21 protein-coding genes are annotated in these 26122 nt (G+C 74.7%); 10 read left to right on the forward strand and 11 right to left on the reverse strand.

The genetic code is table 11. The features are described 5' to 3' along the window. Nucleotides 1-10: 10 nt before the first annotated feature. Both EKG83_RS15035 and EKG83_RS15040 read left to right on the forward strand, forming a co-directional pair. Complete coding sequence (locus EKG83_RS15035) at nucleotides 11-637, forward strand: helix-turn-helix transcriptional regulator (protein ID WP_153278120.1); 627 nt, start codon at nucleotides 11-13, stop codon at nucleotides 635-637. Between the two features lie 24 nt (nucleotides 638-661). Then, a complete protein-coding gene (locus EKG83_RS15040; protein ID WP_033433239.1) occupies nucleotides 662-850 on the forward strand; it encodes a hypothetical protein in 189 nt (62 codons plus the stop codon). A gap of 501 nt (nucleotides 851-1351) precedes the next feature. Here EKG83_RS15040 and EKG83_RS15045 read toward each other — a convergent pair. The 6 genes from EKG83_RS15045 to EKG83_RS15070 form a co-directional block, all read right to left on the reverse strand. After that, a complete protein-coding gene (locus EKG83_RS15045; protein WP_033433238.1) occupies nucleotides 1352-2689 on the reverse strand; it encodes a multicopper oxidase family protein in 1338 nt (445 codons plus the stop codon). Beyond that, nucleotides 2682-3506 (reverse strand): cupredoxin domain-containing protein, encoded by an 825-nt coding sequence (locus EKG83_RS15050; protein WP_084716808.1) that lies wholly within the window; start codon nucleotides 3504-3506, stop codon nucleotides 2682-2684. The genes EKG83_RS15045 and EKG83_RS15050 overlap by 8 nt, the downstream gene beginning before the upstream one ends. A 173-nt stretch (nucleotides 3507-3679) precedes the next feature. Beyond that, the gene (locus EKG83_RS15055) at nucleotides 3680-4633 is read right to left on the reverse strand and encodes an NADP-dependent oxidoreductase (protein WP_033433264.1); all 954 of its coding nucleotides are present in this window, start codon (nucleotides 4631-4633) and stop codon (nucleotides 3680-3682) included. A gap of 560 nt (nucleotides 4634-5193) precedes the next feature. Beyond that, a complete protein-coding gene (locus tag EKG83_RS15060; protein ID WP_033433236.1) occupies nucleotides 5194-5568 on the reverse strand; it encodes a hypothetical protein in 375 nt (124 codons plus the stop codon). Nucleotides 5569-5687: 119 nt separating this feature from the next. Then, a complete protein-coding gene (locus EKG83_RS15065; protein WP_033433235.1) occupies nucleotides 5688-6119 on the reverse strand; it encodes an SRPBCC family protein in 432 nt (143 codons plus the stop codon). A gap of 135 nt (nucleotides 6120-6254) precedes the next feature. Further along, nucleotides 6255-6827 (reverse strand): TetR/AcrR family transcriptional regulator, encoded by a 573-nt coding sequence (locus EKG83_RS15070; RefSeq protein ID WP_033433234.1) that lies wholly within the window; start codon nucleotides 6825-6827, stop codon nucleotides 6255-6257. Between the two features lie 921 nt (nucleotides 6828-7748). Between EKG83_RS15070 and EKG83_RS15075 the strand changes: the two genes are divergently transcribed. Both EKG83_RS15075 and EKG83_RS15080 read left to right on the forward strand, forming a co-directional pair. Then, the gene (locus tag EKG83_RS15075) at nucleotides 7749-9179 is read left to right on the forward strand and encodes a DHA2 family efflux MFS transporter permease subunit (protein WP_084716807.1); all 1431 of its coding nucleotides are present in this window, start codon (nucleotides 7749-7751) and stop codon (nucleotides 9177-9179) included. Further along, nucleotides 9176-10522 carry a carotenoid oxygenase family protein gene (locus EKG83_RS15080; RefSeq protein WP_033433233.1) on the forward strand — a complete coding sequence of 449 codons (1347 nt, stop codon included), beginning with the start codon at nucleotides 9176-9178 and terminating at the stop codon, nucleotides 10520-10522. The genes EKG83_RS15075 and EKG83_RS15080 overlap by 4 nt, the downstream gene beginning before the upstream one ends. A 321-nt stretch (nucleotides 10523-10843) precedes the next feature. Here EKG83_RS15080 and EKG83_RS49590 read toward each other — a convergent pair whose 3' ends face one another. Further along, nucleotides 10844-11107 (reverse strand): CGNR zinc finger domain-containing protein, encoded by a 264-nt coding sequence (locus EKG83_RS49590; RefSeq protein ID WP_228122622.1) that lies wholly within the window; start codon nucleotides 11105-11107, stop codon nucleotides 10844-10846. 400 nt (nucleotides 11108-11507) lie between these two features. Here EKG83_RS49590 and EKG83_RS15090 point away from each other — a divergent pair, with 400 nt between their 5' ends. Continuing rightward, entirely contained in the window at nucleotides 11508-11897 is a 390-nt protein-coding gene (locus EKG83_RS15090) for a hypothetical protein (protein ID WP_194283021.1), read from the forward strand. A 128-nt stretch (nucleotides 11898-12025) separates the two neighbouring features. Here EKG83_RS15090 and EKG83_RS15095 read toward each other — a convergent pair whose 3' ends face one another. Continuing rightward, complete coding sequence (locus EKG83_RS15095) at nucleotides 12026-15421, reverse strand: BTAD domain-containing putative transcriptional regulator (protein WP_051766432.1); 3396 nt, start codon at nucleotides 15419-15421, stop codon at nucleotides 12026-12028. 580 nt (nucleotides 15422-16001) lie between these two features. On the opposite strand from EKG83_RS15095, the gene EKG83_RS15100 reads away from it, so the two are divergent. The 3 genes from EKG83_RS15100 to EKG83_RS15110 all read left to right on the forward strand — a co-directional run bounded on the left by EKG83_RS15100 (nucleotide 16002) and on the right by EKG83_RS15110 (nucleotide 20767). Then, nucleotides 16002-16847 carry a DAHP synthetase I family protein gene (locus EKG83_RS15100; protein WP_033433232.1) on the forward strand — a complete coding sequence of 282 codons (846 nt, stop codon included), beginning with the start codon at nucleotides 16002-16004 and terminating at the stop codon, nucleotides 16845-16847. A 226-nt stretch (nucleotides 16848-17073) separates the two neighbouring features. Beyond that, nucleotides 17074-18963, forward strand: a complete 1890-nt coding sequence (locus EKG83_RS15105; RefSeq protein WP_051766431.1) for a DUF6461 domain-containing protein — start codon at nucleotides 17074-17076, stop codon at nucleotides 18961-18963. A gap of 418 nt (nucleotides 18964-19381) precedes the next feature. Then, nucleotides 19382-20767: a hypothetical protein gene (locus tag EKG83_RS15110; protein WP_033433230.1), complete on the forward strand. Its 1386-nt coding sequence runs from the start codon at nucleotides 19382-19384 to the stop codon at nucleotides 20765-20767. Here EKG83_RS15110 and EKG83_RS15115 read toward each other — a convergent pair. Next, entirely contained in the window at nucleotides 20697-21125 is a 429-nt protein-coding gene (locus tag EKG83_RS15115) for a CAP domain-containing protein (RefSeq protein ID WP_051766435.1), read from the reverse strand. The two genes, EKG83_RS15110 and EKG83_RS15115, sit on opposite strands and share 71 nt — an antisense overlap. 160 nt (nucleotides 21126-21285) lie before the next feature. On the opposite strand from EKG83_RS15115, the gene EKG83_RS15120 reads away from it, so the two are divergent. After that, nucleotides 21286-21744, forward strand: a complete 459-nt coding sequence (locus tag EKG83_RS15120) for a hypothetical protein (RefSeq protein ID WP_033433229.1) — start codon at nucleotides 21286-21288, stop codon at nucleotides 21742-21744. Nucleotides 21745-22224: 480 nt separating this feature from the next. On the opposite strand, the gene EKG83_RS15125 is transcribed toward EKG83_RS15120, so the two are convergent. Together EKG83_RS15125 and EKG83_RS15130 are read right to left on the reverse strand one after the other, a co-directional pair. Continuing rightward, entirely contained in the window at nucleotides 22225-23070 is an 846-nt protein-coding gene (locus EKG83_RS15125; protein WP_033433228.1) for a hypothetical protein, read from the reverse strand. 531 nt (nucleotides 23071-23601) lie between these two features. Further along, nucleotides 23602-24102, reverse strand: coding sequence for a hypothetical protein (locus EKG83_RS15130; RefSeq protein ID WP_153278121.1), 501 nt, complete (start codon nucleotides 24100-24102; stop codon nucleotides 23602-23604). A gap of 267 nt (nucleotides 24103-24369) precedes the next feature. Between EKG83_RS15130 and EKG83_RS15135 the strand changes: the two genes are divergently transcribed. Continuing rightward, nucleotides 24370-26052 carry a hypothetical protein gene (locus EKG83_RS15135; protein ID WP_051766430.1) on the forward strand — a complete coding sequence of 561 codons (1683 nt, stop codon included), beginning with the start codon at nucleotides 24370-24372 and terminating at the stop codon, nucleotides 26050-26052. The last annotated feature ends 70 nt before the right edge of the window (nucleotides 26053-26122 follow it).

Raw genomic sequence — 26122 nt, forward strand, 5'->3', positions numbered from 1 at the left:
GGAGGCGGCAGTGCGCAAGGTGAAGGTGGCTCTCCAGGCGGCGGACCCGTTGAGCAGGGCGGGCCTGATCGGCTATATCGAAGACCACCCGGGTTTGGTGGTGTTGCCGGCGGAGCAGCGTCATCTGGCGGAGGTGGCCGTGGTGGCGGTGGACCGGTTGTCGGCGGAGGTGGTGGCGGGGATGCGGCGGGCGGCGACCGAGGTGGGGACGCCGGTGGTGTTGGTGGTGGGTGAGTTGGAGGAGTCGGAGTTGCCCACGGCGGTGGAGTGCCGGGTGGTGGCGGTGTTGCCCAGGGCGGTGGCCACCGCGGAGCGGTTGGTGCACGGTGTGGTGACGGCCGCGGCGGGTGACGGGGTGATGCCGCCGCATCTGGTGGGGGCGTTGATCAGGGACGTGGAGCGGTTGCAGCGGCAGTTGCTGGCCCTGGACGGTGTGGGGTCGCGGGACCGGTTGACCCCGCGTGAGGAGCAGGTGCTGCGGATGATGGCCGAGGGGTTGGACACGGCGGAGATCGCGGTGAGGCTGTCGTACTCGGAGCGGACGGTGAAGAACGTGATCTACGGGGTGACCACGCGGTTCAACCTGCGCAACCGGCCGCACGCGGTGGCCTACGCCGTCCGCGCCGGCCTGATCTGACCCCCACCACCCGAGGAGACAACCATGCGCACGAGCCGCCACCACGACCAGGACGCCGACCGGCAGCGGGATCGCCCGGGAGGTGAGGCGGGGCACCGGGGCTCGCTCGTCGGCTCCGGGCCCCACCACGAGGCGGACGCGGGCACCGACCGGTGGCGGATGACCGACCAGGGGGTCATCGACGTCCCGTTCCCCGAGTCGGACGTCGCCTGAGCCGTCCGGCGGGCGGCGTCCGAGCCGGTTCCCCCCCCCGTCGGGAATCGCGGATGGCTCGTGCCGGCAACCCCGGTGGTACGACGGCGATGTGGGTGCGTGACCGCCTCGGCGGCCCGTCGCGCGCGTCGGGGACAGGTCACCCGCCGGCAGGGTTTCCTTACCCGTGACCGAAACCCGCTCCGGCGACAGCCCGAACGTGATCACCGCCGTGGCCACCAGGCCGGCCACCGGTTCCGACGCCGGAGTCCTGCCCGGCGTCCACACCGGACTGCGACACCAGGGCCTGCGACCACACCTCTCCGGTCCACCTGGAGCGGGCCGAACGCGGACACCGGACCACGTCGTCGGACCACTGCCCGCAAACCCCACCCTTCGGCACCGGAAGGCCGAGGGCTTCGCCCGCGACGACTTCCGGCACCAGCGCTACGCGGCCCGCCGCGGCTCGACAACCACACGGGGACACCCCCTCCGGTGCGCCGCGCCCCCCGGGCGGGTCGGTCACGCGGTGACCTCCAGCACCCCCATCATGCCCTGGTCCTCGTGCGAGGCGATGTGGCAGTGGTAGACGGTGCGACCCGCTTCGCCGAGGAACGGCACCGCGATGGTCACGGTGCCGCCCGGCGGGACGTTCACGGTGTCGCGCCAGGCCGTCAGGGCCTCGGGCCGACCGTCGCGGGCCACGACCTGGAAGCGGTAGCTGTGCAGGTGGAACGGGTGGTCGGTGGTGTGCTCGTTGACCAGGTCCCAGACCTCCAGGGTGCCCAGCCCGGCGGTCAGGTCGACGCGGTGGTGGTCGAACACCCGGCCGTCGAGGGTGAACCCGCCGGTCCCGTCCCCGCCGAAGGCGATGCGCCGCCGCCGCACGGCCGTCGCGGGGTCCAGCACCTCCACCTCGCGCAGCCGCCCCGGCAGGGGCACGGCGGCCAGGCCGCCCTCGGGGACCTCCACGGCGGCCAGGCGGGACCGGGGCGTCGCGGCCCCGCCGGCGCCGTAGGTGGAGTACGGCAGGGCGGTCAGCTCCAGTCTGCCGGCGGCACTGGTCTCCACCAGCACCTCGGCCCGCTCGCCGGGGGCCAGCAGGACCTCCGCCACCTCGACCGGGGCCTCGACGAACCCGCCGTCGGTGGCGATCAGGTGCATCGGCACGCGGTCCTCCCGGCGCAGCACGCCGATCAGCAGGTGGTCGCCCGGGGTGGCGTTGAGCAGCCGCAGCCGGGTGCGGCCCGAGGTCGGCCGGAACACCGGCCGCACCACGCCGTTGACGCCCACCTCCCGCCCGGTGCGGGTGAACATCACCAGCCGGTCGTCGCAACCGCGCAGCAGGTCGTCGGTGGGACCGGTCACGACGACCGGCCCGGCCAGGCCCGCGAGGATCTGCCACTCGACACCGCCGTGGGCGTGGGGGTGGTACCAGTACGTCCCGGCCGTGCCCGCCGGCACGGTGAACTCCTGGACGCGGCTCCCGCCGGGGGCCTGGTGCTCCAGCGGCGCGTCCACGGCGGGGGCCAGCGGCAGGCCGTGCAGGTGCAGGCTGCTGTCGACGTCGAGGCCGTTGCGGAAGCCCAGGCTCACCCGGTCGCCCTCGCGCAGCTCCACCAGCGGGTTGACCCCGTTGTAGCGCAGGCCGTCGCCGGTCGGCGCGGCGACCAGTTCACCCCGCAGCACGCCGTCGGCACCGGCGCGCAGCCCCAGGGGCTCGGGCCGGGGGAGGGGCGGGCCGTCGGCCGGCCCGCCCCCGGTGGCGCGCACGGCCAGCGCGCCACCCCCGACCAGCGCGGCGGCCGTGAGGCCGCCCGCCACCAGCAACGCCCGCCGGGACAACCGCGGCTCAGCCATGGTGGTGCCCGCCGGTGTGCTCCTGCCCGGACGCGGCGCCCGCCGCCGCGTCCAGCGCCCCGTCGACGACGGTGAGCCTGCCGACCATGCCCTTCTCCTCGTGGTCGCCCGCCGCGCAGTGCACCGCGTACTGGCCGGGCTCGGCGTCCACCACCGCGACGCGGGTCCGGCCGCTGGGCACCTCGATGTCCACGCCCAGGTCGGTGATGGTGAAGGTGTGGTCGTCGTCGGTCTCGTTGGTGAACCGGAACGCCACCGGCTGCCCGGACCCCACGCGCAACTGGGCCGGGGAGAACTTGAAGTTCGTCATGTCCACGGTCGGGAGCGCGGCGACCTGCCGGTCGGTCAGCGAGCCGGTGTCGTCGGCCTGCGGCCACACCACCACCAGGAGCGCGGCCAGCGCCGCGCCGAGCGCCCCGCCGCCGCCCAGGACGACCAGCCGACCACCGGCGCCGCCGCGCAACTGGAGCACCAGGGCTGCCGCGACGGCCACCCCGGCGGCCAGGACCAGTGCCACCGCGGTGGTGAACGGCGGTACGTCGGCCGGGCGGACCAGGTCGAACGACAGGCCGGTCGGGCGCGAGAACACCACCAGCGCCGCCACCGACGCGGTGACGGCCGGGGCGATCCGCGACCGCCGCCACAGCAGCACGGCGGCGATGACCGGGAAGGCGGAGATGGCCGCCATGCCGGGGTTCGGCTGCCCGGCGAGCACCAGGAACGTGATGGCGTTCGCCACGGCCAGGACGGCGGTCGCCGTCAGGGCCGCGATCGTGGCCGCCGAGGTGGACCGCGCTGTTGTCGCAGGAGCGCTCATGACATCCTCACTTTGTGATTGATTGACCACTCACTAACGGGTACAGCTCACCTTGTGCGGTGTCGGTATGTCAAGTCACCTAGGGGTTCGACCGGCAGAAGTGCCTTAAAGCGCAGTGCTGGTGGCCGAGTGTGTAATCAGTCAACCACTGAGGTGTCGGAGCGGTGCGGCGCTCACGGGGACACCCGCAGGACGAGCTTGCCGCGCACCCGCCCGCCGGCCGAAGCGCGGTAGGCGTCGGCAACGTCGGCCAGCGGCAGCACGTCGGCCACCTCGACCCGCAGCACGCCGCTGTCCACCAGGGTGGCGATGTGCCCCAGGGCCACCCCGTCCGGCTCGACCAGGAACGACGTGGCCCCGAAGCCGCGCTCGCGGAACCCCGCCAGGAGGTGGTGCGGCGCGCTGGAGGCGACGGCCACGTACAGCCCGCCCGGCTCCAGCACCGCCATCGACCGGCTGCCCGTTTCGGCGTGGTCGTCACCCACGAGGTCCAGCACCACGTCGATGCCGCCGATCCGCTCCTCGAACGGCCCCTCGGTGTAGTCCACGCACTCGTCCGCGCCGAGGTCGCGCAGCCAGGCGTGGTTCCCGGCGCGCGCGGTCGCCGTGACGTGGCAGCCGAGGTGCTTGGCCAGCTGCACCGCGAGGTGCCCGACCCCGCCCGCCCCGGCGTGGACCAGCACGCGCATGCCCTCCTCGACCTCGGCCGTGTCCACCAGCGCCTGCCACGCCGTGAGCGCGGCGAGCGGCAGGGCGGCGGCGTGCACGTGGTCGGCGGTGCGGGGCTTGCGCGCGAAGTGCCGGGACGGGGCGGTGACGTACTCGGCGTACGCCCCGGCCGCGCGGGGGAACCACGGCATCCCGTACACCTCGTCGCCGGGGGCGAGGGTGGTCACGCCGAATCCCACCTCTTCCACCACGCCCGACACGTCCCAGCCCGGGATGAACGGCAGTGCCCCGATCGCGGGCGCCACCGCCTCGCCGCGCCCGGTCTTGTGGTCGCACGGGTTCACGCCCGCCGCGATCACCCGCACCAGCACCTCGGTGGGCAGCGGCACCGGCCGCGGTACCCGCACCGGCGTGAGCCGCTCGGGCCCGCCGAACTCCGGCTGGTGGATCGCGCGCATCATCTGGCCGCTGTTCATGGCGTGCCTCCCGGGACGAGGGGTGGATCGGCTCGGGCACCGGTGGGCTCCCGCCGCGGTGGCGGGGCCCGTGGCGTCGCCGTCGACCCGCGCGGTGCCCCCGCGACGCAGTCTGGGAGTCGCCGGCGCCCCTCGGTGCTCCGACCGGGCGCGGCGTGCCCCGAGGGGAAGGGGACCGTGCCCGAGCACCTGGTGCCGCGGTGCCCGCGGGGCTCTCGCGCCGGATGCGCCCGGCGGTCACCGGGCGGCGTCCGCGTTCCCGCCGTGGGGTGTCCCCTCGACCTCGGTGGTGCTCTGTTCGCGTTGTGGGGGAACGGTTTTCAGGCTGCCCCCGTGAGGGGCGGGATCTCCGGCACCGCCGGGTGGCCGGTCCTCGGGCCGGGGGCGTGCGTTCGCGCCGGCGCGAAGTCGTACCGGACCCGCGAAGCGGGGAAGCAGTGCGCCGCCCACCGCCCGGCGGTGTGCCGGGTGGTGGGCGGCGCGGTTGCCGTCCACAGCGGACTGCGGCGGACGTGTCGCCGGAACTGCTCCGGCTCGTGCGCTCAGAGGGCGGGGAAGGTGATCGCGGGGTTGTTGTAGGTGCCCGAGACGGTGATCGTCATGTTGCGGTTGAACCTGGGAAGGGCGTACGACCGCGTGGCGTACCCGGACCGGTCGTGGTTGACGATGACGTACACCGGCTCGTTGCCGTAGTGCGTGCTCGTGACGCACTGGTTGGTCCAGGCGATGAAGCTCCTGATGTTCCGGTTGGGGAAGCTCAGCGACGAGTGGATCTCGTTGGCCGGGTTGCACAGGGTCAGCGCGTACTGGACCGGCGTGGCCGTCGTGGCGCCGGCGGTGCCCGCCCCGCCCGCGACCACGGCCGCCGCGACCGCGAGGGGGACGGAGAGCTTGCGGAGGAAGGACTTGATGCCCACGGTGCTCCTTCGGGGTTGGTTGTTCTCGCGGCGAAGTCTGGGTGAGCCGCGCGCCGGTGAGGACGGGTCGAGGTCCCTTCGTGCCTCAATGTGCAGGCCGGTCTGCGCGGACCGGTCGGTCAGCTCTCGGCGGCGGCCTTCAGCCGGCCCAGCCACGCGATCAGGGAGGAGTCCAGGCCCGCCTGCATGGCCGCCACGTCGGCGCGCACCGCGGGGCCGTCCCACGACTCCTCCGTGCACACCTCCACGGCGCCGTCGATTTCGGTGAACGTCCACACGTGCACGCCGTCGATGCCGTGGGCCGGACCGCCCCAGCAAGTGCGGCGGAGCGGTTCGACCTCGTGCACGGTCGAGGTGATGTCCAGGCCGTAGGTCTGCCAGGAGAAGGAGGTGCCGGGGGCGAACGGGCCGTCGAGCGCCGCCGAGGTGATGTCGGTCTGCCACGCGGGCCAGGCGGCCACGTCGGTGTGCAGGGCCCAGACCTTCTCCAGCGGGGCGTCGACGGTGATGCTGTGCCGAGAGATCACGGCGGCGTCGCGGTCGATTTCCATGGTCTTCGTCCTTCCGGTCCGCCCGGTGGTCACCGGGCTGGTGCACCCGATGCGGGTACACACCATTGATTGGTCAATCACTCACTTTTGACACGCGCGTCGTTGCCGCGCGCGTCGTTGCCGTGCGCGGCCGGCTCAGTAGTGGCGGATGCCCGCCGCCAGGGTCCTGCTCCACGGGGCGTCGAGCGCATCGGCGTCCACCGCGACCAGCAGGTGGCACAGCGCGCCCTTGGCGAAGAAGTCCCGCACCTGGTCGTCGTTCCCGCCGGAGACCTGGCGGACGTACTCCACCATCCGGGCGTACCCGTGCTGGACGGCCTCGCGCGCCGACGGTTCGGACACCGCTGCGGCCTGGGCGTGCATCTGCACCAGCAGCAGGGTGTCCTCCTCGCCGATCAGGCGTGCGTACGCCTCGCCCATCGCGTCCAGCACCGCCTCGGGGGAGTCGGACGCGGCCCGTGCCGCACCGTCGGCCAGGCTTTCCCGGATGCGGGCGAAGCAGTGCTCGACCACCCTCAGGAAGAGCGTCTCCTTGTCCGTGAACAGCCGGTAGACGTAACCCTGCGAGATGCCCGCCGACTTGGCCACGTCGGCGGTCGTCGTGCCCCGGTACCCCTTCGCCGCGAACGCGCCGAGCGCGGTCCTCAGCACGGTGTCGCGCCGTTCCTCCGCCGAGGAGAGCTGCCTGCGGCTCGTTTCTCCGGTCATGTGAGTAATCAACCACTCATACTTTCCGTTGTCAAACCACCTGCCTGAAGGTCCGGGGGTGCTGCCTGTCGGGGCAGCGTCGTTCCCCGGCGGGTCCGCCGAGGTGTCGCCACCGCGCCGGTCGGCGTCCACCGCGCACGTGGACGGCGGGCGGGACGTCCCGGCGTTGTCGGGCCCGGCGGTCCCGGCGGTTCGGCCAGGCCGGCCGTCGCCCTCGCGGCGATACCGGCCCGGCCTTTGCGCTGTGGCTAGGGAGATGCCCAATCGCTCTTGTACGCGGTGAGGGCCTCCGTGTGCCGGAATGGGTGCGTCGGGCACATCCACTCCGCCCGGAGGTCCTCCCTGCTTTCAACCCGACGTGCCGTCGACAACCTGATTGGTCACTACACCTGGACGGCGGCCTGCTCCGTGCGAGTGGTTCCGGTCGGCCTGGTGTTCACGGTGGTGTCGCGAACCATTTGCCGATTGATGTTCCACCGCGCAGTCGGGCGAATTGGGGTCGGAATTCTTCGGCTGGCATTTTTGGTGCGATCCGGCACGTTGTTGCGCACCGGTGTTTGGTGAACCACTCCTTGACGTGCCAGTTGGCTTGGGCAAGCGGCTCGATGTCCGAAAAGTTCCACTAGGTGACTCTGTGGACTCCATGTTGCGGCCGTGAGTGACCGATCACTCTAGGCAGGCTTCGTCAGGTAGGCAGGTGCCTCCCAGGCGTCTGCGCGCAGCGTCGTGTGACTGAGCGCACCGACGTCGGGCGCCCTTTCCGCAGGTGCGCCTTGCATGAACGGGCGAAGCGGTCCGCCCGAAGGAACATCGCGCCGGAACCGCCTTGGAAAATGGCTCCGGCGACTGGTCTGATGCTTTCCGCGGCACCCCTGGAACGCCGCTTCCCCCACCGTGGAACCACAGCCGAGGTGACGTCCCGTGACTTCCCCAGCCCCACCGCTCGAAGCCGCCCCGGTAGGCCGCCGCACCGCCGCGCTCGCGGTGCTGGCGGGCGCGCAGTTCCTGGTCGTGCTGAGCACGTCGATCGTCAACGTGGCACTGCCCGCCATCGATGCCGGGCTCGGGCTGTCCGCGTCCGGCATGGCGTGGGTGGTCAACGCCTACGTGCTCGCGTTCGGCGCGCTGCTCCTGCTCGGGGGCCGGGCGGGCGACCTGCTCGGCAGGCGGCGGGTGTTCCTCGCCGGGGTGGTGCTGTTCGGCGTCGGCACGCTCGCCGCGGGGCTCGCACCCTCGGCGGCGGTGCTGATCACCGCGCGGGCGGTGCAGGGCGTCGGTGCGGCGGCGCTCGCCCCGGCGGCCATGTCGCTGGTCGTGGCCCTGTACCCGGAGGGGCCCGCGCGGGGACGGGCCCTGGCCGTGTGGGGCGCGGTGTCCGCCGTGGGCGGTGCGGCGGGCATCCTGCTCGGCGGGGTCGTCACCGGGGGACTGGGGTGGCGCTGGGTGTTCCTGGTCGGCGTCCCCGTGGCGGTGGCGGTGTTGGCCGCGGCCCTGGTCGTGGTCGCGCCCGACACCCCCGGTGGCGGGGCGCGCGCGGACGTGCCGGGTGCGGCGCTGGTCACCGCGGGCCTGGTGGCCCTGGTGACCGCCCTGTCCGGCGGGCGCGGGTGGACCGACCCCGTCACGCTCGGGCTCCTCGGCGCCTCGGCCGTGCTGCTGGCCGGGTTCGTGTGGTGGCAGCGGCGCAGCGCCCACCCCATGGTGCCGTTGCGGATCTTCACCACCGCCCGCGTCGGCGCGGCGAGCGTCGGGATGACCGTGCTGGGCTCCGTGTGGGTCGGCATGTTCTTCTTCTTGCCGCTCTACCAGCAGCGGGTGCTCGGCTACACCCCGCTGCTCGCGGGCCTGACCCAGTTGCCGCTGGCCGCGGCCAACACCGCGGGCTCCTGGCTGACGCCGCGCGTCTCCGCCCGGTGGGGTGAGCACCGCACGCTGGTCGCGAGCCTGCTGGCGCTGGCCTCGGGCCTGCTGTGGCTCGGTGCCATCAGGGCGGACGGCACCTTCGCGGTGGACCTGCTGGGCCCGTCCGTCGTCGTGGGGCTCGGGCTGAGCGCGTCGTTCGTGCTGTTCACCGGTGCTGCGGTGGCTGGCGTGCCCGCCCGCGACCTCGGCCTGGCCAGCGGGTTGAGCAACGCCACCCGCCAGATCGGCGGCGCGGTCGGCCTGGCCGTCCTCACCGCCATCGCCGCGGCCCGGACCGCCGCACTGCCCGGCGTCCCGGCCCCCGAGGCCCTCACCAGCGGCTACCGAGCCGCGTTCCTCACCGCAGCGGCCGTGATCGCGGCCCTGTCCCTCTACGTCGCGCGCGCTTTCGCGGGCGCACCCGTCCCCGGAAGGAAGGACCCGTCATGAGCCTGCCCTACATCAGCGACCACTACACGCCCGTGGTCGAGGAGAGCACGGCCACCGGTCTGGTCGTGCGAGGCACCCTGCCGCCCGAACTGGACGGCCGCTACCTGCGCAACGGCCACAACCCCAAGCCCGGTGTCACCCCGACGCACTGGTTCAAGGGCTCGGGCATGGTGCACGGCATCCGCCTGCGCGACGGGCGGGCGGAGTGGTACCGCAACCGCTGGGTGCGCACCCCGCTGTTCGAGGGCAAGCCCGCCTACGACGAGCACGGCAAGCCCGACCTGGCCGCCAGCGTCGCCGGCACGCACGTCATCGAGCACGGCGGTCGCCTGCTGGCGTTGCAGGAGGCCAACCTCCCGTTCGAGCTGGACGCCGAGCTGGGCACGGTGGGCTGCTTCGACTTCGGCGGCAAGCTGAAGACGAACATGACCGCCCACCCCAAGGAGGACCCGGTCACCGGCGAGCTGCACTTCTTCGCGTCCTCGCCGTTCCCGCCGCACCTGATCTACTACGTCGCCTCGCCGCAGGGCGACATCGTGCGGCAGGAGGTCGTCGAGGGGGTGGGCACCGGCCTGATGCACGACTTCGCCATCACCGAGAACTTCGTGGTGTGGGCGGACATGTCGGTCACCTTCACCATGGCCGAGAAGTCCGGCATCCCCTACCGCTGGAACGACTCCTACACGCCGCGCATCGGCGTCATGCCGCGCACCGGCGCGCCGGTCGTGCAGTGGTTCGAGGTCGAGCCGGGCGCGCTGCTGCACGTGGCCAACGCGCACGAGGACGCCTCGGGCCGCATCGTGCTCGACGGTCCCCGCTTCGACCGCTCCGCGTGGGAGGCGTCGTGGAAGTGGTGGGCGGGCCTGGCCGGCCACCCCGAGGTCCCGGCCGTCGGTGTCGTCTCCCACCGCTGGGTGTTCGACCTCGCCGCGGGCTCGGTCAAGGAGGAGCTCGTGGACGACCTCGTGGTCGACTTCCCGACCATCAACGAGACCGTCCTGGGCCGGGAGAACCGCTACAGCTACGCGGTGGCCTTCCCCGGCGCCGGCCTGCACCACCACGGCATCGTCAAGTACGACAACCTCACCGGCGCGCGTCAGGTGACGCCGCTGTCGCGGGACGAGATCCCCGGCGAGGCGGTGTTCGTGCCCGCCGCCGGCGGTGGCAACGAGGACGACGGCTACCTGCTCACCATCGTCAGCAACACCGCCCGCAACACCTCGGAGTTCCACGTCCTCGACGCCACCGACCTGACCAGGGCCCCGGTCGCCGTCGTCGAGCTGCCCCACCGGGTGCCGGGCGGCATCCACGGCTCCTGGGTGCCGGCGTCCGACCTCGCCTGACCGGTTCGGCCGCCGACGCTCCCCCTCGGCCCACCGGCGGCCGACTCCCCGCGATGCCCCTGTCCGACCCCGCGGGGTCGGACAGGGGCATCGCCCTTCCCCCGGTCGGCGGGCCGTCGCCGGTGCACGGCCGTCGACGACGCGGGGGGCTTGCCGCTCGGTGAACGGGTTCGGTCGTGCTGCGAGCGCTGTTCCGACCGCCGGGAGTGCTCCGGCCAGGAGGCGGTGCTCGGGGCTGCCTGCCGGGACGGGCGAACGCGACGGCGGACCGCCGCGGCGGACCCGGCACCGCGGTCGGGACGATGCCGGTCGGAGACCCGGTCAGCCCCGCGCCGGCACCTCCGGTGCGGAGGACCGCACCAGGCGCCGCCTGCGCCGGTACTCGGCCGCCTTCACCCGGTTTCCGCACTCGACCATGCCGCACCACCGCCGCGGCTCGCCCCGCGAGTCGTCCACGAACAACGGCGTGCACTCCGCCCGCCCGCACTCCGCACGCGCGCCAGGTCGGCCGACCCCAGCAGTTCGATCGCGTCCCGGGCCACCGCGGACAGCGCCGCCGCCGGGTCCCCCGGCGCTCCACCGCACCGCGGGCGATGAGCACCGGGCGTACCGGCGACGCGTCCGCGAACGCCTGGAGCCGCGCCGCGTCCACGGTCACCCGACCGCTCACGAACACGTGCACGTCACCAGCACGGCAGCGACGTCAATCCGCCTGTCGTCGGTGACCCGCCGGTGCCGCTCCGACACCCGCTCGCGCGCGTGCGGGCGCACCGGTCGGGTTCGGCGTGCCCGGGCCGTGCGGGCAAGTGACGTGGTCCAGGTGGGCAGACACCGGCCCGAAGACCTCGTCGCGGTCCGGCGGCACGTGATCAGCTTGGCGCAGCCCTTCCGGAAGGAGGTGCGCCGTGGGCACTCGCGTCCACCGGTCCACCGCGGTCCCCGTCCCGCCCACCGGCCACCCCGGGCGCACCCGGCGGGTCACGACGTGACCGACCAGGACGAAGCGGCCCTCCCGGGCGAGACCGGTCCGGTGTTCGCCGGTGACCTGGTCCTGAGCCTCGCCACCACCGGGGCGCTGGTGCTGGAACCGGCCGAGGCGGACCGGCTGATCGCCGGGCTGGAGCGCACGCTGGACGAGGTCACCGAGCGCATCCGGGTGGTCGACCTGCTGCGCGGTGCTTCGCTGGACAACCTCCGCCGTGCCCACCCCGAGGTGGAGCGCGCCGTCGTGGACGTGGTGTTCGCCGAACAGGTGGGCAACAACGGCCTGCGGCGGGCCCTGGACGAACTGCCCAAGTACATCGAAGCCTTCGAGAGGGCCAAGAGGCCGCGCCCCGGCGCGGATCGCCCGCCGGAACCGCGATCCGAGCGGTGAGGCGCCCGAGCCGAGCGGCGGACCCGCGACGGCGGCGGTGGTCGCACCACCGGTGTCGCGTCGTCGGGACCGGACTCGCCGCCCACGCGGCGGGACGTGAGCGCCCCGGCTCACGTCCCGCCCGCGAGTCAGAGCTTCAACGTCCCGAGCAGCCGCTTCTCGGCCCGGAGCACGTCCCTCGCCGCGCCCAGCGCCTCGTAGCCCGCCAGCGCCTCCCGGAAGGCGGCGTCGGCCTCGCCCGCCGCCCCCAGGCCCGTCAGCACCACGGCGAGGTCTTCCAGCGCCTCGGCCAGCTCCACCGGCCGCCCGGCCATCCGGTAGCGCGCCACCGCCGTGCGCAGCGGCTCCGGGTCGCCCTGGAGCAACCCCCGGCAGCGCGCCTCGGCGGCGAAGGCCCGCGCCGGCACCCGCTCCCGTGCCGCCTCGGCGACGCACACCCGGTGGGCGCGTTCGGCGAGCTCCCAGGCACCCACCGCCACGGCCGAGCGCACCGCGTTGGGCATCCACTGGTGCCGCAGCGTGAGGTGTCCCGGCTGCTCGCGCAGCAGCGGCTCCAGATGTCCGAACACCTCGGTCACCCCGGCGCCCTCGCACTCGGCGACGAACGCCCGCGCGGCCAGCAGGAAGTCGGCGTGCTCGCGGTCGGCCACCAGCGCCATCGGGTGGTCCGCCGCGGTCGCCAGGTGCGCCCGCGCCTCGTCGAGCCGACCCCGGCGCGCCTCCACCAGCGCCGCGAGGCCGGGCACGAGCAGCGCCGGCCCGTTGTCCTTGAGGCCGTGCTGGTCGACCACGTCGGCGGTGTGCTCCAGCCCGGCGAGCGCGTCGTCCCAGCGGCCGGTCCAGAACTCGTGCACCGCCACCCACGCGCGCAGGAACGCCGCGCTGGGGCCGCGCCGCGCCCTGGCCTGGGCCGCGCGCAGCGCCTGGCCCGCCTCCTCCAGCCGGTCCAGGTTCTGGAGCGTGAACGCCCGGTTCTCCAGCAGCACGGGCCGCAGCTCGTGCACGTCCTGGGGGTCGCCGATCATGGTCAGCGCCAGGTCGACCTGGGCCAGCGCCTCGACGTGGTCGCGGCGCGCCGTGCTGATCTGCCACAGCACGCGCAGCGAGTGGCTCATGGCGAACCCGTCGGCGGACTGCTCGGCCCGGCTGATGGCGTCGTGCGCGTACCACTCGGCCTTCTCCAGGTCGGCGAACCCGGACCGGTAGATGTCGGCCAGCAGCGCCTCCTGCCGCGTGCGGCACGGCTCCGGCGTGGCGTCGTTCTCCACCGCGACCCGCAGCGTGCCCGCCGCGGCCTCCACCTGCCCCTCGCCGAGGTAGAGCATGGCCAGCACGCACCGCATCTCGGCCGCCAGGTGCGGGTCGCGGGTGTGCGCGAGCACGGCCCTGGCCTCGCTCTCCGGTCGCTCACCGCGCCAGAACCTCAGCCACGCCAACCAGGAGGTCAACCGGTCGCGCTGCGCGTCGGTCAGCGTCGGCTGGTCGGCGGCCGAACGGATCAGCTCGAAGACCAGGTCCTGGTCGGTGAGCATCACCTCGCGGACGTTGTCGGCGACCCAGCCCGTGCTCCAGGCGTCCAGGTTCGGGGCCGCGGCGGCCAGGTGCCGGGCCACCCGCACGGCGGGCGCGCCCGCACCGGCCAGCGCCCGGGCCGCGTGCCGGTGCAGGGCGGCGCGCACCGGGGGCAGCACACTTTCGTAGAGGCCGTGGCGGAGCAGCGGGTGGCGGAAGGCGAACTCGGCGTCGGCCTCGACCAGCACCCCCGCGGTCAGCGCCTCCTGGACCGGGGAGACCAGCTCCGAGGGCGAGCGGTCGAGCACGACCGCCACGTCGCCGATGGCGAACTCCATCCCGAACAGCGCACCGGTGCGCAGCACCTCCACCGCGTCGACGGACAGGAAGTCCAACCGGTCGGGCGGCAGGACCTCCGCCGACCACGTCGACTCGTCGGACTCGCCGGTGAGCTCGGCCACCCCCGAGCGCACCCGGATCGCGTCCCGGCCCACCAGCTCGTCCAAGGCGCTGACCGCGTAAGCCGGGTTGCCGCCCGCCTGCGCGATCAGCCGCCGCAGGCCCTCGGTGGGGGTGGCGGCGAGCCTGCGCGTGACCAGCTCCACCAGCGCCTCGTCCGGCAGCGGGCCGAGGCGGAGCACCTGCCCGCCCGTGCCGCGCACCGCCTCGCGGACCCGGTCCAGGTCGTCGCGGCGCGGTACCGGCCGACAGGTGCCCACCAGCAGCAGCGGCAGCCGCCGGGTGAGCCGGACCAGGCGGTGCCACGCCAGCGCGCTGACCCCGTCGGCCCAGTGCAGGTCGTCCACGGCCAGCACCAGCGGTCCGCGCCCGCACAGCTCGGCGACCAGGTCGACCAGCCGGTCGACCGCCTCCAGCTCGGAGTCGTCGCCGCCCGCCTCCAGCAGCGCCTCGGCCACCGCCGCGCGGACCGGGTCGTCCGAGGTGGTGCTCACGCCCAGGGCGTCCAGCAGCACGCGCAGGGGGAACCGCATCCCCAGTTCGTCACCGGTGCCCCAGGCGATCCGAACCCCCTGCGCGCCCACCTCGGCCAGCAGCGCGGCCAACAGCGCGGACTTGCCGATGCCCGGCTCGCCGTCCAGCCACACGCCGCCGCCGCGCCCCGCCGCCAGGTCGGCCGCCGACCGGCGCAGCAGCTCCAGTTCCGACTGCCGCCCGACGACGTTCGGGGGAGTCGGGGGCTTGCGCACCGGGATGGTGGCGCGCAGCGGCGCGGCAGGGGCGACCATGCCCTGCAACAGCCGCTGGTACACCGCCAGCAACTCGGCGCCCGGCTCGATGCCCAGCTGGTCCACCAGCAGCCTGCGGGTTTCCCGGAAGACCGCCAGGGCCTCGGCGTGCCGGCCCGCGCCGTGCAACGCGGTCATCAACAGCGCGCGCAGCCCTTCGCGCAGCGGGTGCTCGGCGGCCAGGGCGGTCAGCTCGGGCACGACCTCCGCGTGCCGGCCCAGCTCCAGGGCGAGCGCGGCGCGGCGCTCGGCGGTCGCCAGCCGTAGCTCGGCCAGGGCGGTGCGCCGCGTCCGGGCGAACGGGCCCGGGACGCCGGCCAGCGCCTCGCCGCGCCACAGGGCCAGCGCCTGCTCCAGTTCCTCGACCGCCGCCGCCGCGGGCATCGAGGCGGCGCGCTGCCGGTGCGCCTCGAACAACGCCACGTCCGTCGCACCGGGACCCAGCCGCAGCGAGTAGCCGGAGCCGGTGGAGACCAGGACCTCGGGGGCCGACCGCGCCGACCGGTGGGGCTCCAGCAGCTTGCGCAGACCGGAGACGTAGGTGTAGACCGACGCCTCCGCGTTGGTCGGGGGCTGGTCCCCCCACACGGCGTCGACCAGCTCGTCCAAGGCCACCGGCTGGTTGGCGCGCAGGGCCAGGACGGTGAACACGGCCTGGCGCCGGGCGGCCCCGAGGTCGATCTCGGTGCCGGCGAGGAAAACCCGGACCGGACCGAGGAGTTCGGCGAACAGCGGCTCGGCGCGTGGAGGTTCGGCAGGCGGCATGGTGCGTCCCAGGGGTGTGCGGTGGACAGGACGTCGGGTCCCAGCCTAATGGCGCGGTGAACGGGAATTGTGAACACCGCGTGTCGGCCGCGACGCCGCTTCCCGGTGGGACCGGGGATCGAACCGGTTCGGTCGCCGGTACCTGACGGGGCGTGGAGGAGTGGGGCGCCCCGGCGGCTGTCGCGTTGCGCGGGGCGGCCGTTACCGGGTCCGCCTCCCTCCGCGGACTTCGAACCGCTCGAACGGAATGCACCGGTCAACTCGGTCCAATCCGGCGCGGAACGCGGAGCGGGGTGCCCGGGTCGGGTGCGCGACCCGAACAGCCGGCGCGCACGCCGTTCGGGCAAGGCCGACCGGCCCAAGGTGCAACGGGGGCCGGGGGAACTGTCGCGGCGCGGCGAGCGCGGGGAAGGTGGTCGGAACTCCGGCCGGAACGCCCGGTGGACCGGGTGGCGCGCCGGCGGGCAGGTCGCCCGGTCGCATCCCGGCGACCGGGGTTCCGGCGTCCGCCCGAGACCCAGCGGACCTGTGCGCGCCCGCCGTCGCCCGCGCGCCGCGAAACCCAGGAAGGAGCGAATTCGTGATCTCCCCCCGGGTCGCCCCGTTCGTCGCCTCGGTGGTGGAGCGCCACCGCGCCGCCGTGCAGGCGGTGCTCGACCGGATGGACGACAGGCTGCTGGTGGTCGCCGGCCCGCGGGTCGTCCACGACGCGGGCACCGGCTTGGACTACGCCGGGCAGCTCGCCGAGGCCGCCGCCCGCTGCACCCGCCAGCTGCTGGTCGTCCTCGACGCGCGGCTGGTCACCCGGGACGTTGCGGCGGCCCACGAGTTCGCGCTGGAGGCCATGCGGATCGGGCTGCCCCTCGCCGCCCGGGTCGGGGATCTCGCACCGGCACCTCACCTGGCCGCCTACGCCCTCACCGGCCCCCGCACCGCGGCCACGTACCGGTTCGCCCTGCCGGTGGGCTGCGAGAGCGGCGCGGACGGCGACATCGCGGACGCCGTGGGAGCGCTCCGGCAGGCCGCCGCGTCCCGCCTCGCGCCGCTCGGCCCGGCTCGCGCCGAGCGGCGGACGCACCTGGTGCTGCGCTGCGCGCCCCACCGCCCCGAGCACGACCCCGACGCGACCACCGCGGCGCTGACCCGGCTCCGGACGGCCGGCCTGCCCGCCCGCCTCGCGGTCTCCGCTTCCGGCGGGGACCCCCAGCGGCAGCGCGGCGTCGTGGCCTCGGTCGCCCGGCAGGTGGGTGACGGGCAAGGGGGGATCGTCGGCGTCGTGATCCCCTCGTCCGTGCACGAGGAGGGCGGGGCCGCCGTGCGCCGCGGCGCGGCGACCACCTCGCCGTGCCTGGGCCTGCCCGACACGGTGTCCGCCCTGGACGCGCTGGCCATCGCGGTCGAGCGCAGGCGCATCCGGGACCGCTGACCACCCGCGGTCCCGGCTCGTTCGGGAACCGCGGCAACCCCGGAGGTGGGTGGCGGCCGACGTGCCCGCCGGTGGCGATGTCACGCGTCCGACGCACCGGCCACCGGGGCCACTGGCCGTCCGGGCAACACCACCGGCACGTCCGCGCACCGGGGACCGGCGTCCACAGCGGACGATCACGGCCCGCTGCTACTACTGGGGTACGTAAGCGAACCCAGGAGTCCCGGTGCGCGAACTGCTCCAGCAAGACCGGCTACGCGCCGGCGACGAGGTCCTCTCCCCGTCCGGACGCCACGCCCTGCACTACGACGCCCGCGGTGCCGCCGTGCTGACCGACCGGCAGCGGGCCGAGGTCCGGTGGCGGTCGGAACCGGGGCGGTTGTTCCTCGACGGCGACGGCGTGCTGCGCGTCGAGGACGGCACCGGGGGGCCGGTCCGGTCCACGGGCCTGGCGTGCCCCGGCGCGGAAGTGCTCGTGGTCACCGACGACGGCGACCTGGAACTGCTCAGCGGCGAACGCGTGCGCCTGCTCAACTCCCGGCTCGGACCGGTCGGGGTGACCGCGGTGGCCGGTGCCGCGCCCGCCGCCGCCATCACCGCCGACCGGTACCTGTTCAGGCAGGGCGAGCACCGGCAGGTGGTCGCCCGGACGCCCGACGGGTCGCTGCGGGTGACCACCGACGAGCCGGGGAGCTGGAGCTTCACCCTGCCCGCGCGGCTGGCCCGCTGGCTGGAGCAGGACGGCACGGTGCTGACCTGGCGCATCCTGCCCAACGGCGAGCGGTTGGCCTGGACGTTGTGCCTGGTGGACGCCTCCGGTGACCTGCGGTGGCGGGAGAACCCGCGGCAGGCGCACGCGTACCCGCCCCCCGCGCGCCCGCACGCGCACGGCGGGCCGGAGCTGCCGCGCGGGGGGCGGCTGCGCCACCAGTCGCTGACGTCGCCGGGCGGGTCCCGCACCCTGGTCCACGAGGACGACGGCAACCTGGTCCTCTACGCGAACCCGAGCGGGCGCGCCCTGTGGTCGACCGGGACGTGGTGGGCCGGTGACGGCTGGGTCGACCTCACCGACGCGGGGGATCTCGTGGTGCGCAACTCCTGCGGCGCACCCGTGTGGCGAGCGGGCGCGCGGGACGGGCAGCGGCTGCGGGTGGGCGACGACGGCGGCGTGGCGCTGCTGGACGCGCTCGGTCGGGAGGTGTGGGGCGTGCGCGCCGGATCCGCCGACGCCGTCCCCTTCCCGCACGTCGGACGCGGCCCGGCCCTGCGGCGCGGGCAGAGCCTGGGGAACCACTCGCTCACCTCCGCCGACGGCGGCACGGTGCTGGTGTGCCAGGCCGGGCGGCGGCTGGTGCTGTTCGGGCCCGGCGGGCAGCGCCTGTGGGAGCGCTACCTGTGGGAGACCGACCGGGCCCACCTCGCGCTGGACGACGACGGCGTGCTGCGGCTGCGGGCCCGCGACGGCAGCGCGGTGGCCCGCCTGGCCGGTCCGGCGGACGAACTGGTCGTCCTGCCCGGTGAGGCGGTGTTGCGGTGCGCCGACGGGACGGTGGTGTGGCGCACCGGGCGCCCGCCTCGCGACTACACGTCGTGGCTGAGCGCGCTCGTGCACGACGGCGCCTACTGCGCGACCGTCGTCCACGACATCGACCCCGACGAGGCGCTGCGCAGGCTGGGTGCCCGTCCCGGCGGCATCGCCACCGGCACGTGGAGCGAGCTGAGGAAGCGGGTCGACCCGGACAGCGGCGTCGCCGTGGCGGCGTTCACCCTCGGCTGGCACACCTTGCTGGTGCAGGCCGGTTCCCGGCTCGCGCCACCCCGCCCGAACCTGTCCGCGGGCACGTTCGCCGTCACCTGCTGCCGCGAGGCGGGCGCCGACCCCGCGTTCCTGGTGTTCCGGGACGGCGCCGTGGTGGCCGACCACCGCGGCGGTGACCCGGGTGACCGGCCCCGCGCCCCCGAGGTGCGCCGGGCACTGGCCGCGATGGGGGTCGACAGCCCCGCGCGGGCGGCGGTCGAGCGGGACCTGGAACTGCTCTGCCGCACCGCCGAGGTCCACCCCACGCCCCTGGACGTGGTCAGGCCCGCCCGCATCGCGGTCATCGGGCGCGGATGAGCGCCCGGCCGAGCGCGGTGCTCGCCGGCGCGCGGGAGGCCGGGTGCCGACCGGGCTCCCGACGCGCGGCTCCACCGCCCCGGCACGGCGGGGGCGGTCGGTGGTGCCCGTGGTCGGTGGTCCCCGCGGTCGACCGGTCCCCGCCGCGGCGCGCGGTGGTGGTCGGGAACCGGGCCACCCGGTCCGGCGGTGCCGCCGCCGGTCCGACAACGGTGGCGTTCGGGCAGAGTTGGCACCCCCGACGGGCACACCCGACCGGTGCGGTGCTCACCGGCGCGGTGGTGATCCCTACCTTCGACTGAAGTCCTCGCGCCTTACCACACCAGGGTTGCGAGGCGGTGAAATCCTTTACCCGTCGAGGAGAGCGCATGTCCGCAGTGGTCGGTAGGAGACCGCGCCCCAGTGCCGTGGCGGCCACGTGACCGGCTGGGACCGGTACCGCCCGCTCGACGGCGGGTGGGTCGGGCTCCTGCGCCGGACCTCCTGGCGGGTGCGGTGCGGCATCGTGGTGGAGCGCGAGGGCGCGGTGGTCGTGGTGAGGTCCGCCGGGGACGACGAGCACCGGCTGCGCCAGGTCGTCCGGGCGCTGCCCGCCGCACCGGCCTCCGTCGTCGTGGGCACCACCGGGAAGGCCGTCCTCCCCGTGCTGGCCCGGGTCGTCGCCGACCGGGCCGGGCGGGGCGCCGGCGTCGTGCGGCTGGTCGCGCCCGGCGGCCTGCCCGCGGTCGACCCGTCGTGGTGGCGCCGCCTGGCCGAGGCGACCGGTGTGGAGCTGCTCGTGCCGTCCGGGCCGGTCGCCGTGGCAGGCGGCACCCTGTTCGTCCGCGGCGACCACGAGCGCCTGCCCGGCACGTGGCGGAGGTACGCCCCGGGCGGGTCGGGCCGCGACCTGGGGCCGCGCCACCCCCCGCCGCACTGGCAGGACGCCGTGCCGGCGAGCGGGACGCGCGTGCACGGCCGCCTGATCGCCGAGCACCTGCCCGTCGGGGTGGTGCTGCGTCCGGCCGCGACCGCGCCCCCGGCGGAGTGGCACGCGGTGGCACCCGACCCGCACCGCGTCACCGTCATCGTCGGCGTGCCGGGTGGACCGCGCGTGTGCGCCGAGGACGTGACCGACTACCTGGCCACCCTGCTGCCCGAGGTGTGCGCCGCCGCCCGCCTGGTGTGCGGCGACGGCCAGGACGCGGTGACGCTCGGCAGGACCGCGGCGGGGCTGCTGGGCACGGCCGTCACCGTGGTCGACGGCACGCCCGTCGTGCGCGGTGACGAGATGCGGTTCACGCTCCGCGACGGAGCCGGGCGCCCCACCTGGGCGCCTTACCTCCAGGAGATCCGCTGCCCGGCGGGGGAGGCGTCGGCGGCGCCGCTGCGCTGGCGCGTCCCCGTCGCCGGGCTCGTGCCCCACTCACCCGGCGTGTTCCGGGTGGACGACGGCTGGCTGCTGGGCGTGATGCGCAGCGGCCTGTGGTTGCGCCGGAACGGCCGCCCGCCGCACCCGGTGCCCGTGGGGCCGCCCGTCGACCCGGCGGTGGTGACGCTCGCCGTCGGCGACCCCGGGGAGCCCCTGCCCGAGCAGGTGTGGCCGGTGCTGGCCGACCTGGTGGACCGCCTCGACGCGGACGTGCTGCCCAGGCTGCGGCTCTCCGTGCTCGGCGAACCCGGGCCCCGCGGCCGGGCCGCGGCGCGGGAGCTGGCCCGTGGCCGCGACATCGGCATCCGCCTGCCCGGCGCGGTCAGCGGTCAACCGCTCCCGGGTCCGGTTCGAAGCCGAAGTTCTGCGTCCACCAGTGACCGTCCGCGGTGAGCACCAGGCCCACGCCGATCCGGGTGAAGTCCGGGCGCAGGACGTTGGCGCGGTGCGGGGTGCTGCGCATCCACGCCTCCACCACCTGAACCGCGGACTCCTGGCCGAACGCGACGTTCTCACCGCCCGGCTGCCCGTACCCCTCGGCCAGCATCCGCTCGAACGGGTCGGGCCCGTCGGGCAGCTTGTGCGCGAGCAGCCGGACCCGTGCCATGTCACCGCTGTGCCGGCGGGAGGAGCACCGCAACCGCTCGTCCACCACGAGCTTCGACAAGCGGCGTCGGGAGCGCTCCACGTTGACCAGCGACACGACCCGGTCCTCCAGCGCCTTGCGGGCTGGTTCGCGAAGGGAGGCCACGGGGGAAAGGTAGAGCACCCCGTACCGCGGGTGGCCGACCTCTGTCCGGGAGGACCGGCGTTGTGCGCGGTCGGGCAGCCGGTGGCGCCGGCACACCGCGCGACACGCCCACCGGTGGTGCGCTGCCCAGCCCGTCCGCGGTGCGGTCCTCAGCGGCCCGGTGCCGGTCCACGTGGAGGGCGGGGGTGGTGTCGAGGTCCGCCCCGAGGCCGCCGACGAGGGGGACCTCGTGCGCACCGCCGAGCCCCAGCAGGCGGCCGACCCGCACTCCGATCACCCGGTGGGACGCCCCGACGGGCCACGTGCCGGGCCCCGGCCCGTCCTCGCGCACCAGCCGGACGACGTGGTGGGCCTCCGCCGCGTCCTCGATGAACTCCACCGACAGGGGGAGCAGTTCACCACCCGGCAGGTGGTACCCCTGGTTGAACACGCGGTCGACCGCGGTGGCGACCCGGGCCCGGAACAGGGCCACCTCGGCCGCCCCGACCCCGGACGGCCGCAGGTGCGGGACCAGCGTGGCGTCGCGCACCCGGACGCCGTCCACCTCGAACGCGCGGACCTCGCACGCCGGACCCCGCGCGACGACGGGGGCGTTCCGCCGCGCCGAGTCGAGCCGTGACCACGGGACCGCGGTGGGCCGCGCGTCGTGGGGGCCGTGGCGCCACCGGCTGTCGACCGGCAGCGACGACTCGCCCGGCACGGGCACCACCCGGCGCGGCCACTCCACGAACACGTCCACGCCGTCGCTCCGGCCACCGCCGAGGACGCGGGCGTCGACGGGGCCGCGGCGGGCGAGGTGGTGGCGCACCGGCTCGGCCCCGGCGCCCGAGACCACGACCACCGGCGGGGGGAGGCCGCGCACCGCGAGCACGCGCCAGCTCCCGCAACGGCCTCACCAGCCGTTCCACCCGCAGCCACTGGAGGGCCGTGAGCGCGGTGCGCCCGCCTTCGAACGACAGCGCCAGTTCCCGGGCGCGGTCGGCGCCGTCGACGACCTCGGTCCGCAGCTCGGAGGTGGTGCGCGCGACGGCGGTCCGCAGGCCCCGGTCGGGGTGGTCGTCGGCCAACCGCTGCGCCAGCTCCGCGGTGACGACCGCGGTCAGGTCGTCCACTGCGGCGGGGGAGAGCCGGTGGTCCCGGCCGAGCGCGGATGCGGTGATCTCGGCGGCGCGGCGCCCCAGTTCCCGCACCACGTCCCGCGAGGGGGCGTGGCGGTCCACCGGGACAGCGGTGCGGCGATCCCGAGTTCCACCGCGATGCCGCGGACGAGTACTGCCGGCCCGTTCGCGCAGCGGCGCTCCCGGACCTGCCCCACCACCTCGGCCGCCGCCACCGCGGCGAGGTGTTCCACGGCGTCGAGCGGGACGCGACCACCCAGGTCCACGGCGGACACGGCGATGTCCCACCCGGGCGACGCCGCGGCAGTCCTCCAGGCGACCTCGGCCGCCGCCCGCAGGCCCTCCGCCGTCCACTGTGGTGGGTGGTCGCCCCCTCTCGTGCCGGCCACCGCACCCCTGACGACTTGTTCGGTGCCGGGGAGCGGGCTTCGCGCGGCGAACCGGTCGGGGACGGGCCACGCCTCGTGCGCGCCCGGGGTGGCGGTGAGCCGCGCTCGCTCCAAGGGGGCCCGCAACCCCGCCGCGACCCGGCGCAGCACTGCAGTCGACGTGGCGGTCGGCACGACGCCCACCAGCCAGGTCGCGGCGATGTCGACGACGTCCCGGTGCAGGTCGTCGGCGAGGGGGCCGTGCGCGTCGAGGACGGGGGCGACCAGGCGCCAAGCCGCCTCCTCCACCGCCCGGAGGTCCTCCGCGGGGTGGTAGTCGGCCCGCCAGCGCCGCGCGTGGGCGGCTTCGGCGCGCACGTCGGCCGCTGTCAGCGGGACCTCCGCGCCCCCGATCCGCTCGTCCTGGTCGCCGAGGTCGAACCCGGTGTGCGCGGCCAACCAGAGGTGGCGGGGCCTGAGGACGGCCGTCGTCCCCGTCCTCGCCGGCCGTCCGCCGGGGTGGGCCGGCCGCGGTCCGGTTCCCGAGGCGTGCTCGGCCGGTTCGGACCGGGGGCCGCGGGTGTCGTCCCCGCTCGCCGCTCGCCCGTTCTCCCTCCGCTGTGCTCCCGACGCGGTGCTGATCGGACTCCAGCGGCACAACAACTCCTGTGGGCAGGACTGGAAGACACCTCGCATGCGGAGCGGTGGTACCGCGTCGGTAACCCTGAAGTGAACACCGGTGGGCGACAACGTTGCCCGTTGACGCCCTCCCCATGTCCCCTTCGCGCCGAACCGGCCGGGTTCACTGGCCGAGAACGGCTCGGAACCTCAAGGGGACATCAAGTGTCGCAACGGTTCACGCCGATGGGTCGCGGGTCCGGAGTGGACCGAGGCGAACCGGTCGGCAGGCGGGTTTGCCAACGCACGGCGCACACCGCCCGTGCGTCGAGGTCCGCCCTCGCGGTCGGGGCGCCGGCTGTGGGCAGCGGGTCAGCACCAGGGCGAGGTGCTGACCCGCCACTGCCGGGAGTCGGGGTTGCCGAGGTTCTGGTCGGGCCCCCGCATGGACAGCCCGCCGTCGGGCCACGCGGTGAGGTACTTGCCGTTGCTGACGAGTTCGGCGTCCGTCGTCGCGCAGGAGGTGATGTTCCACTCCTGACCGCTGTCGCCGGCGACGCAGTTGCCGAAGTAGGGCCACCACCCGTCGTTGTCCAGGCACATGCCGTTGTGGTTGCGCAATCTCATCTTGCCCGTGCCGGTGGAAGTGGCGTACCAGGTGAAGGCATCCGGGGCGCTGACGAAAACGGAGAACTGGCCGCTGCTGCACCGCCGCTGCACGAGCAGGTCCGATCCGTTGTCGGCCAGGCAGTTCGAGGTCAGTTCGCTTTTGATCACCAGGGTGGTCAGGGCGTCGGCGGACGGGGCGTTGACGGCCAGGGCGCCGGTGAGCGCGGCGACCCCGGTGGTCAGGGCCAAGAGCTTTTTCAGCATGCGGGAGAACATAAGGAGGACTTGAGCCACCCCCTACGACCGCGTCGCTCCCGTGCCCCTGCGCGCAGCAGCCGCCGCCCGAGCGGGCAGAACCCGCCACCGGTGGGGAACCTCGGGAAGAGCAGCCCACCCGGTGGTCACCTCCGGTCGGGGTGCGGCCCGTTCCCGTTCGGGCATTCCTCGCTCGGCGTCCGGTGTCGCCGGTCCGGGCGCGGGTCATGATTGCCTCCCGAGCAGGTCGGTGAGCAGCGTGGGAGGTCGACCGTCATGAACAGCGGGGACGCGGCGACTGAGTCGATGATGGTGTGGCCCGCCGAGGACTGGGCGACCGGCCTGTTCCAGAAGCTGGACCCGCTGCCCAGCGGGCGCGAGCCGCTGCGCGTGGAGGTGGTGGGCGGCGGGCCGGTGGGGCTGTCGTTCGCGTGCACCTTGCGGGCGATGATGGGTGACCAGGTCGTCGTCCGCGTCCACGACCGGCGTTGGAAGAGGCAGGGCAACCGGGTCGTCTGGTTGGGGGAGGCGGAGGGCAACCACCGCCGGGAGCAGGTCGTCACCCTCCAGAGCAACGTGTGGTCCACGCTGCCCGACCTGGTCCGGGAGCGGTTGTTCGCGGCCGGCCGGTTCGCCGAGATGTGGCCGCTGGGCCCGGATTCGCCCGCGGAGAAGGGCAGGCCGCGCAACGTCAGGATCCGGTGGTTCGAGGACTGCCTGCTGGAGATGGCGCGCGACGTCTACGACATCGAGCTGGTGCCGGGCCGCTACGAGGTGCCCGAAACCTTCGGCGACACGCACATCCTGGTCGTCGCCGACGGGGCGAACTCGCCGACCCGAACCGCGCTGAGCGACCACTTCGGCACGCCCGACCGCAACTTCTACTCGGTCGGCGGGGAGCAGTTGGTGGAGACGGTGCTGGGCATCCGGGTCCGGGGCGTGTTCCCCGACGAGTACACGGTGCCCCTGACGGTGTCGCAGAACCGCTACCTGTTCAACTCCCTGGGCGGCGGGTTCATCAACATGCGGCTGACCACCGAGGAGGCGTCGGAGCTCGTCGCGATCGGGGAGGACGCCCCGGTGGAGTGCATCCGCACCTACCGCTGCATGATGCTGCCGCGTGCCGACCGGTTCGTCTGCGACCGGCACCGGGCGGTGTTCAAGCCCTCGATCGACCGGCTGTCGTTCCTGTGGCCCCGCGTCCTCGACGGGGCGCGCCTGTTCGGCGCCGGACCCCGGGACATCCTGGGGATCACCGCGTTCAAGCTGTCCATGACCCAGAACGCCCGCTTCACCGCCCAGCTCGGACCGGGCACGTTCGGGTTCCTGATCGGTGACGCGGCGAACTCGCTGCACTTCTGGCCCGGACGCGGCCTGAACACCGGGGTCAAGAGCGCGCTGTCCCTGGCGGGCACGCTGCGCTCGCGCTGGCGGGGGCGGGCGTTCCGCTCGTCCGACTTCTCCGCCCACGAGGGCCTGATGCAGCAGCTCCAGTACCGCGAGAAGTCCCGCGCCTGGACCACCATGCTCATGCCCGACGACGACGGCACGCCAAGGCTGATCGAGGACCGGCTGCGCGCCGGGTTGACCGGCCCCCACGACCGTGCCGAGCTGACCAGGCTGCTGTTCGAGCGCGTGAAGGACGTCAAGGCCAGGTTGAGCGACCGGATGGGACCCGTGCCGGGCGACGACTGGTACCTCCGGCGGATCAACGGGCTGCACGTCAAGACGCTCGCCCAGCTCGTCGAGAGCGGCCCCTGGATCACCCGTGAGATCGGGGGCGACGAGGTGGCCGTGCACGTCGACTTCCCGGGCGCCGCCGCACCGGTCGAGCCCTCGTGGCGCCACGCGAGGACCGCCCACCCGGTCCTCGCCCAGGCCCCGCTGGTCGAGCAGGTCGACCCGGAGCAGACCACCATGACCTCGCTGCGCGACGTCCTCCCGGCCCTGAACGCCTGACCGGACGGCTCCCGCCGCCGGCGTGGTGCATCGTCCACGTGCCGCCACCTCCGTCACCGTATTGACGGTG

It is taken from the genome of Saccharothrix syringae, from assembly GCF_009498035.1.
In the GTDB taxonomy this organism is placed as follows: Bacteria; Actinomycetota; Actinomycetes; order Mycobacteriales; family Pseudonocardiaceae; genus Actinosynnema; species Actinosynnema syringae.

Excerpts from the sequence above, each read along its gene's own strand:
- EKG83_RS15065 (WP_033433235.1), bottom strand. The coding sequence starts at position 6,119 with ATGGAAATCGACCGCGACGCCGCCGTGATCTCTCGGCACAGCATCACC.
- EKG83_RS15050 (WP_084716808.1), bottom strand. The coding sequence starts at position 3,506 with ATGAGCGCTCCTGCGACAACAGCGCGGTCCACCTCGGCGGCCACGATC.
- EKG83_RS15055 (WP_033433264.1), bottom strand. The coding sequence starts at position 4,633 with ATGCGCGCGATCCACCAGCCGGAGTTCGGCGGGCCCGAGCGGCTCACG.
- EKG83_RS15045 (WP_033433238.1), bottom strand. The coding sequence starts at position 2,689 with ATGGCTGAGCCGCGGTTGTCCCGGCGGGCGTTGCTGGTGGCGGGCGGC.
- EKG83_RS15130 (WP_153278121.1), bottom strand. The coding sequence starts at position 24,102 with ATGCTGAAAAAGCTCTTGGCCCTGACCACCGGGGTCGCCGCGCTCACC.
- EKG83_RS15095 (WP_051766432.1), bottom strand. The coding sequence starts at position 15,421 with ATGCCGCCTGCCGAACCTCCACGCGCCGAGCCGCTGTTCGCCGAACTC.
- EKG83_RS15135 (WP_051766430.1), top strand. The coding sequence starts at position 24,370 with ATGAACAGCGGGGACGCGGCGACTGAGTCGATGATGGTGTGGCCCGCC.
- EKG83_RS15070 (WP_033433234.1), bottom strand. The coding sequence starts at position 6,827 with ATGACCGGAGAAACGAGCCGCAGGCAGCTCTCCTCGGCGGAGGAACGG.
- EKG83_RS15080 (WP_033433233.1), top strand. The coding sequence starts at position 9,176 with ATGAGCCTGCCCTACATCAGCGACCACTACACGCCCGTGGTCGAGGAG.
- EKG83_RS15040 (WP_033433239.1), top strand. The coding sequence starts at position 662 with ATGCGCACGAGCCGCCACCACGACCAGGACGCCGACCGGCAGCGGGAT.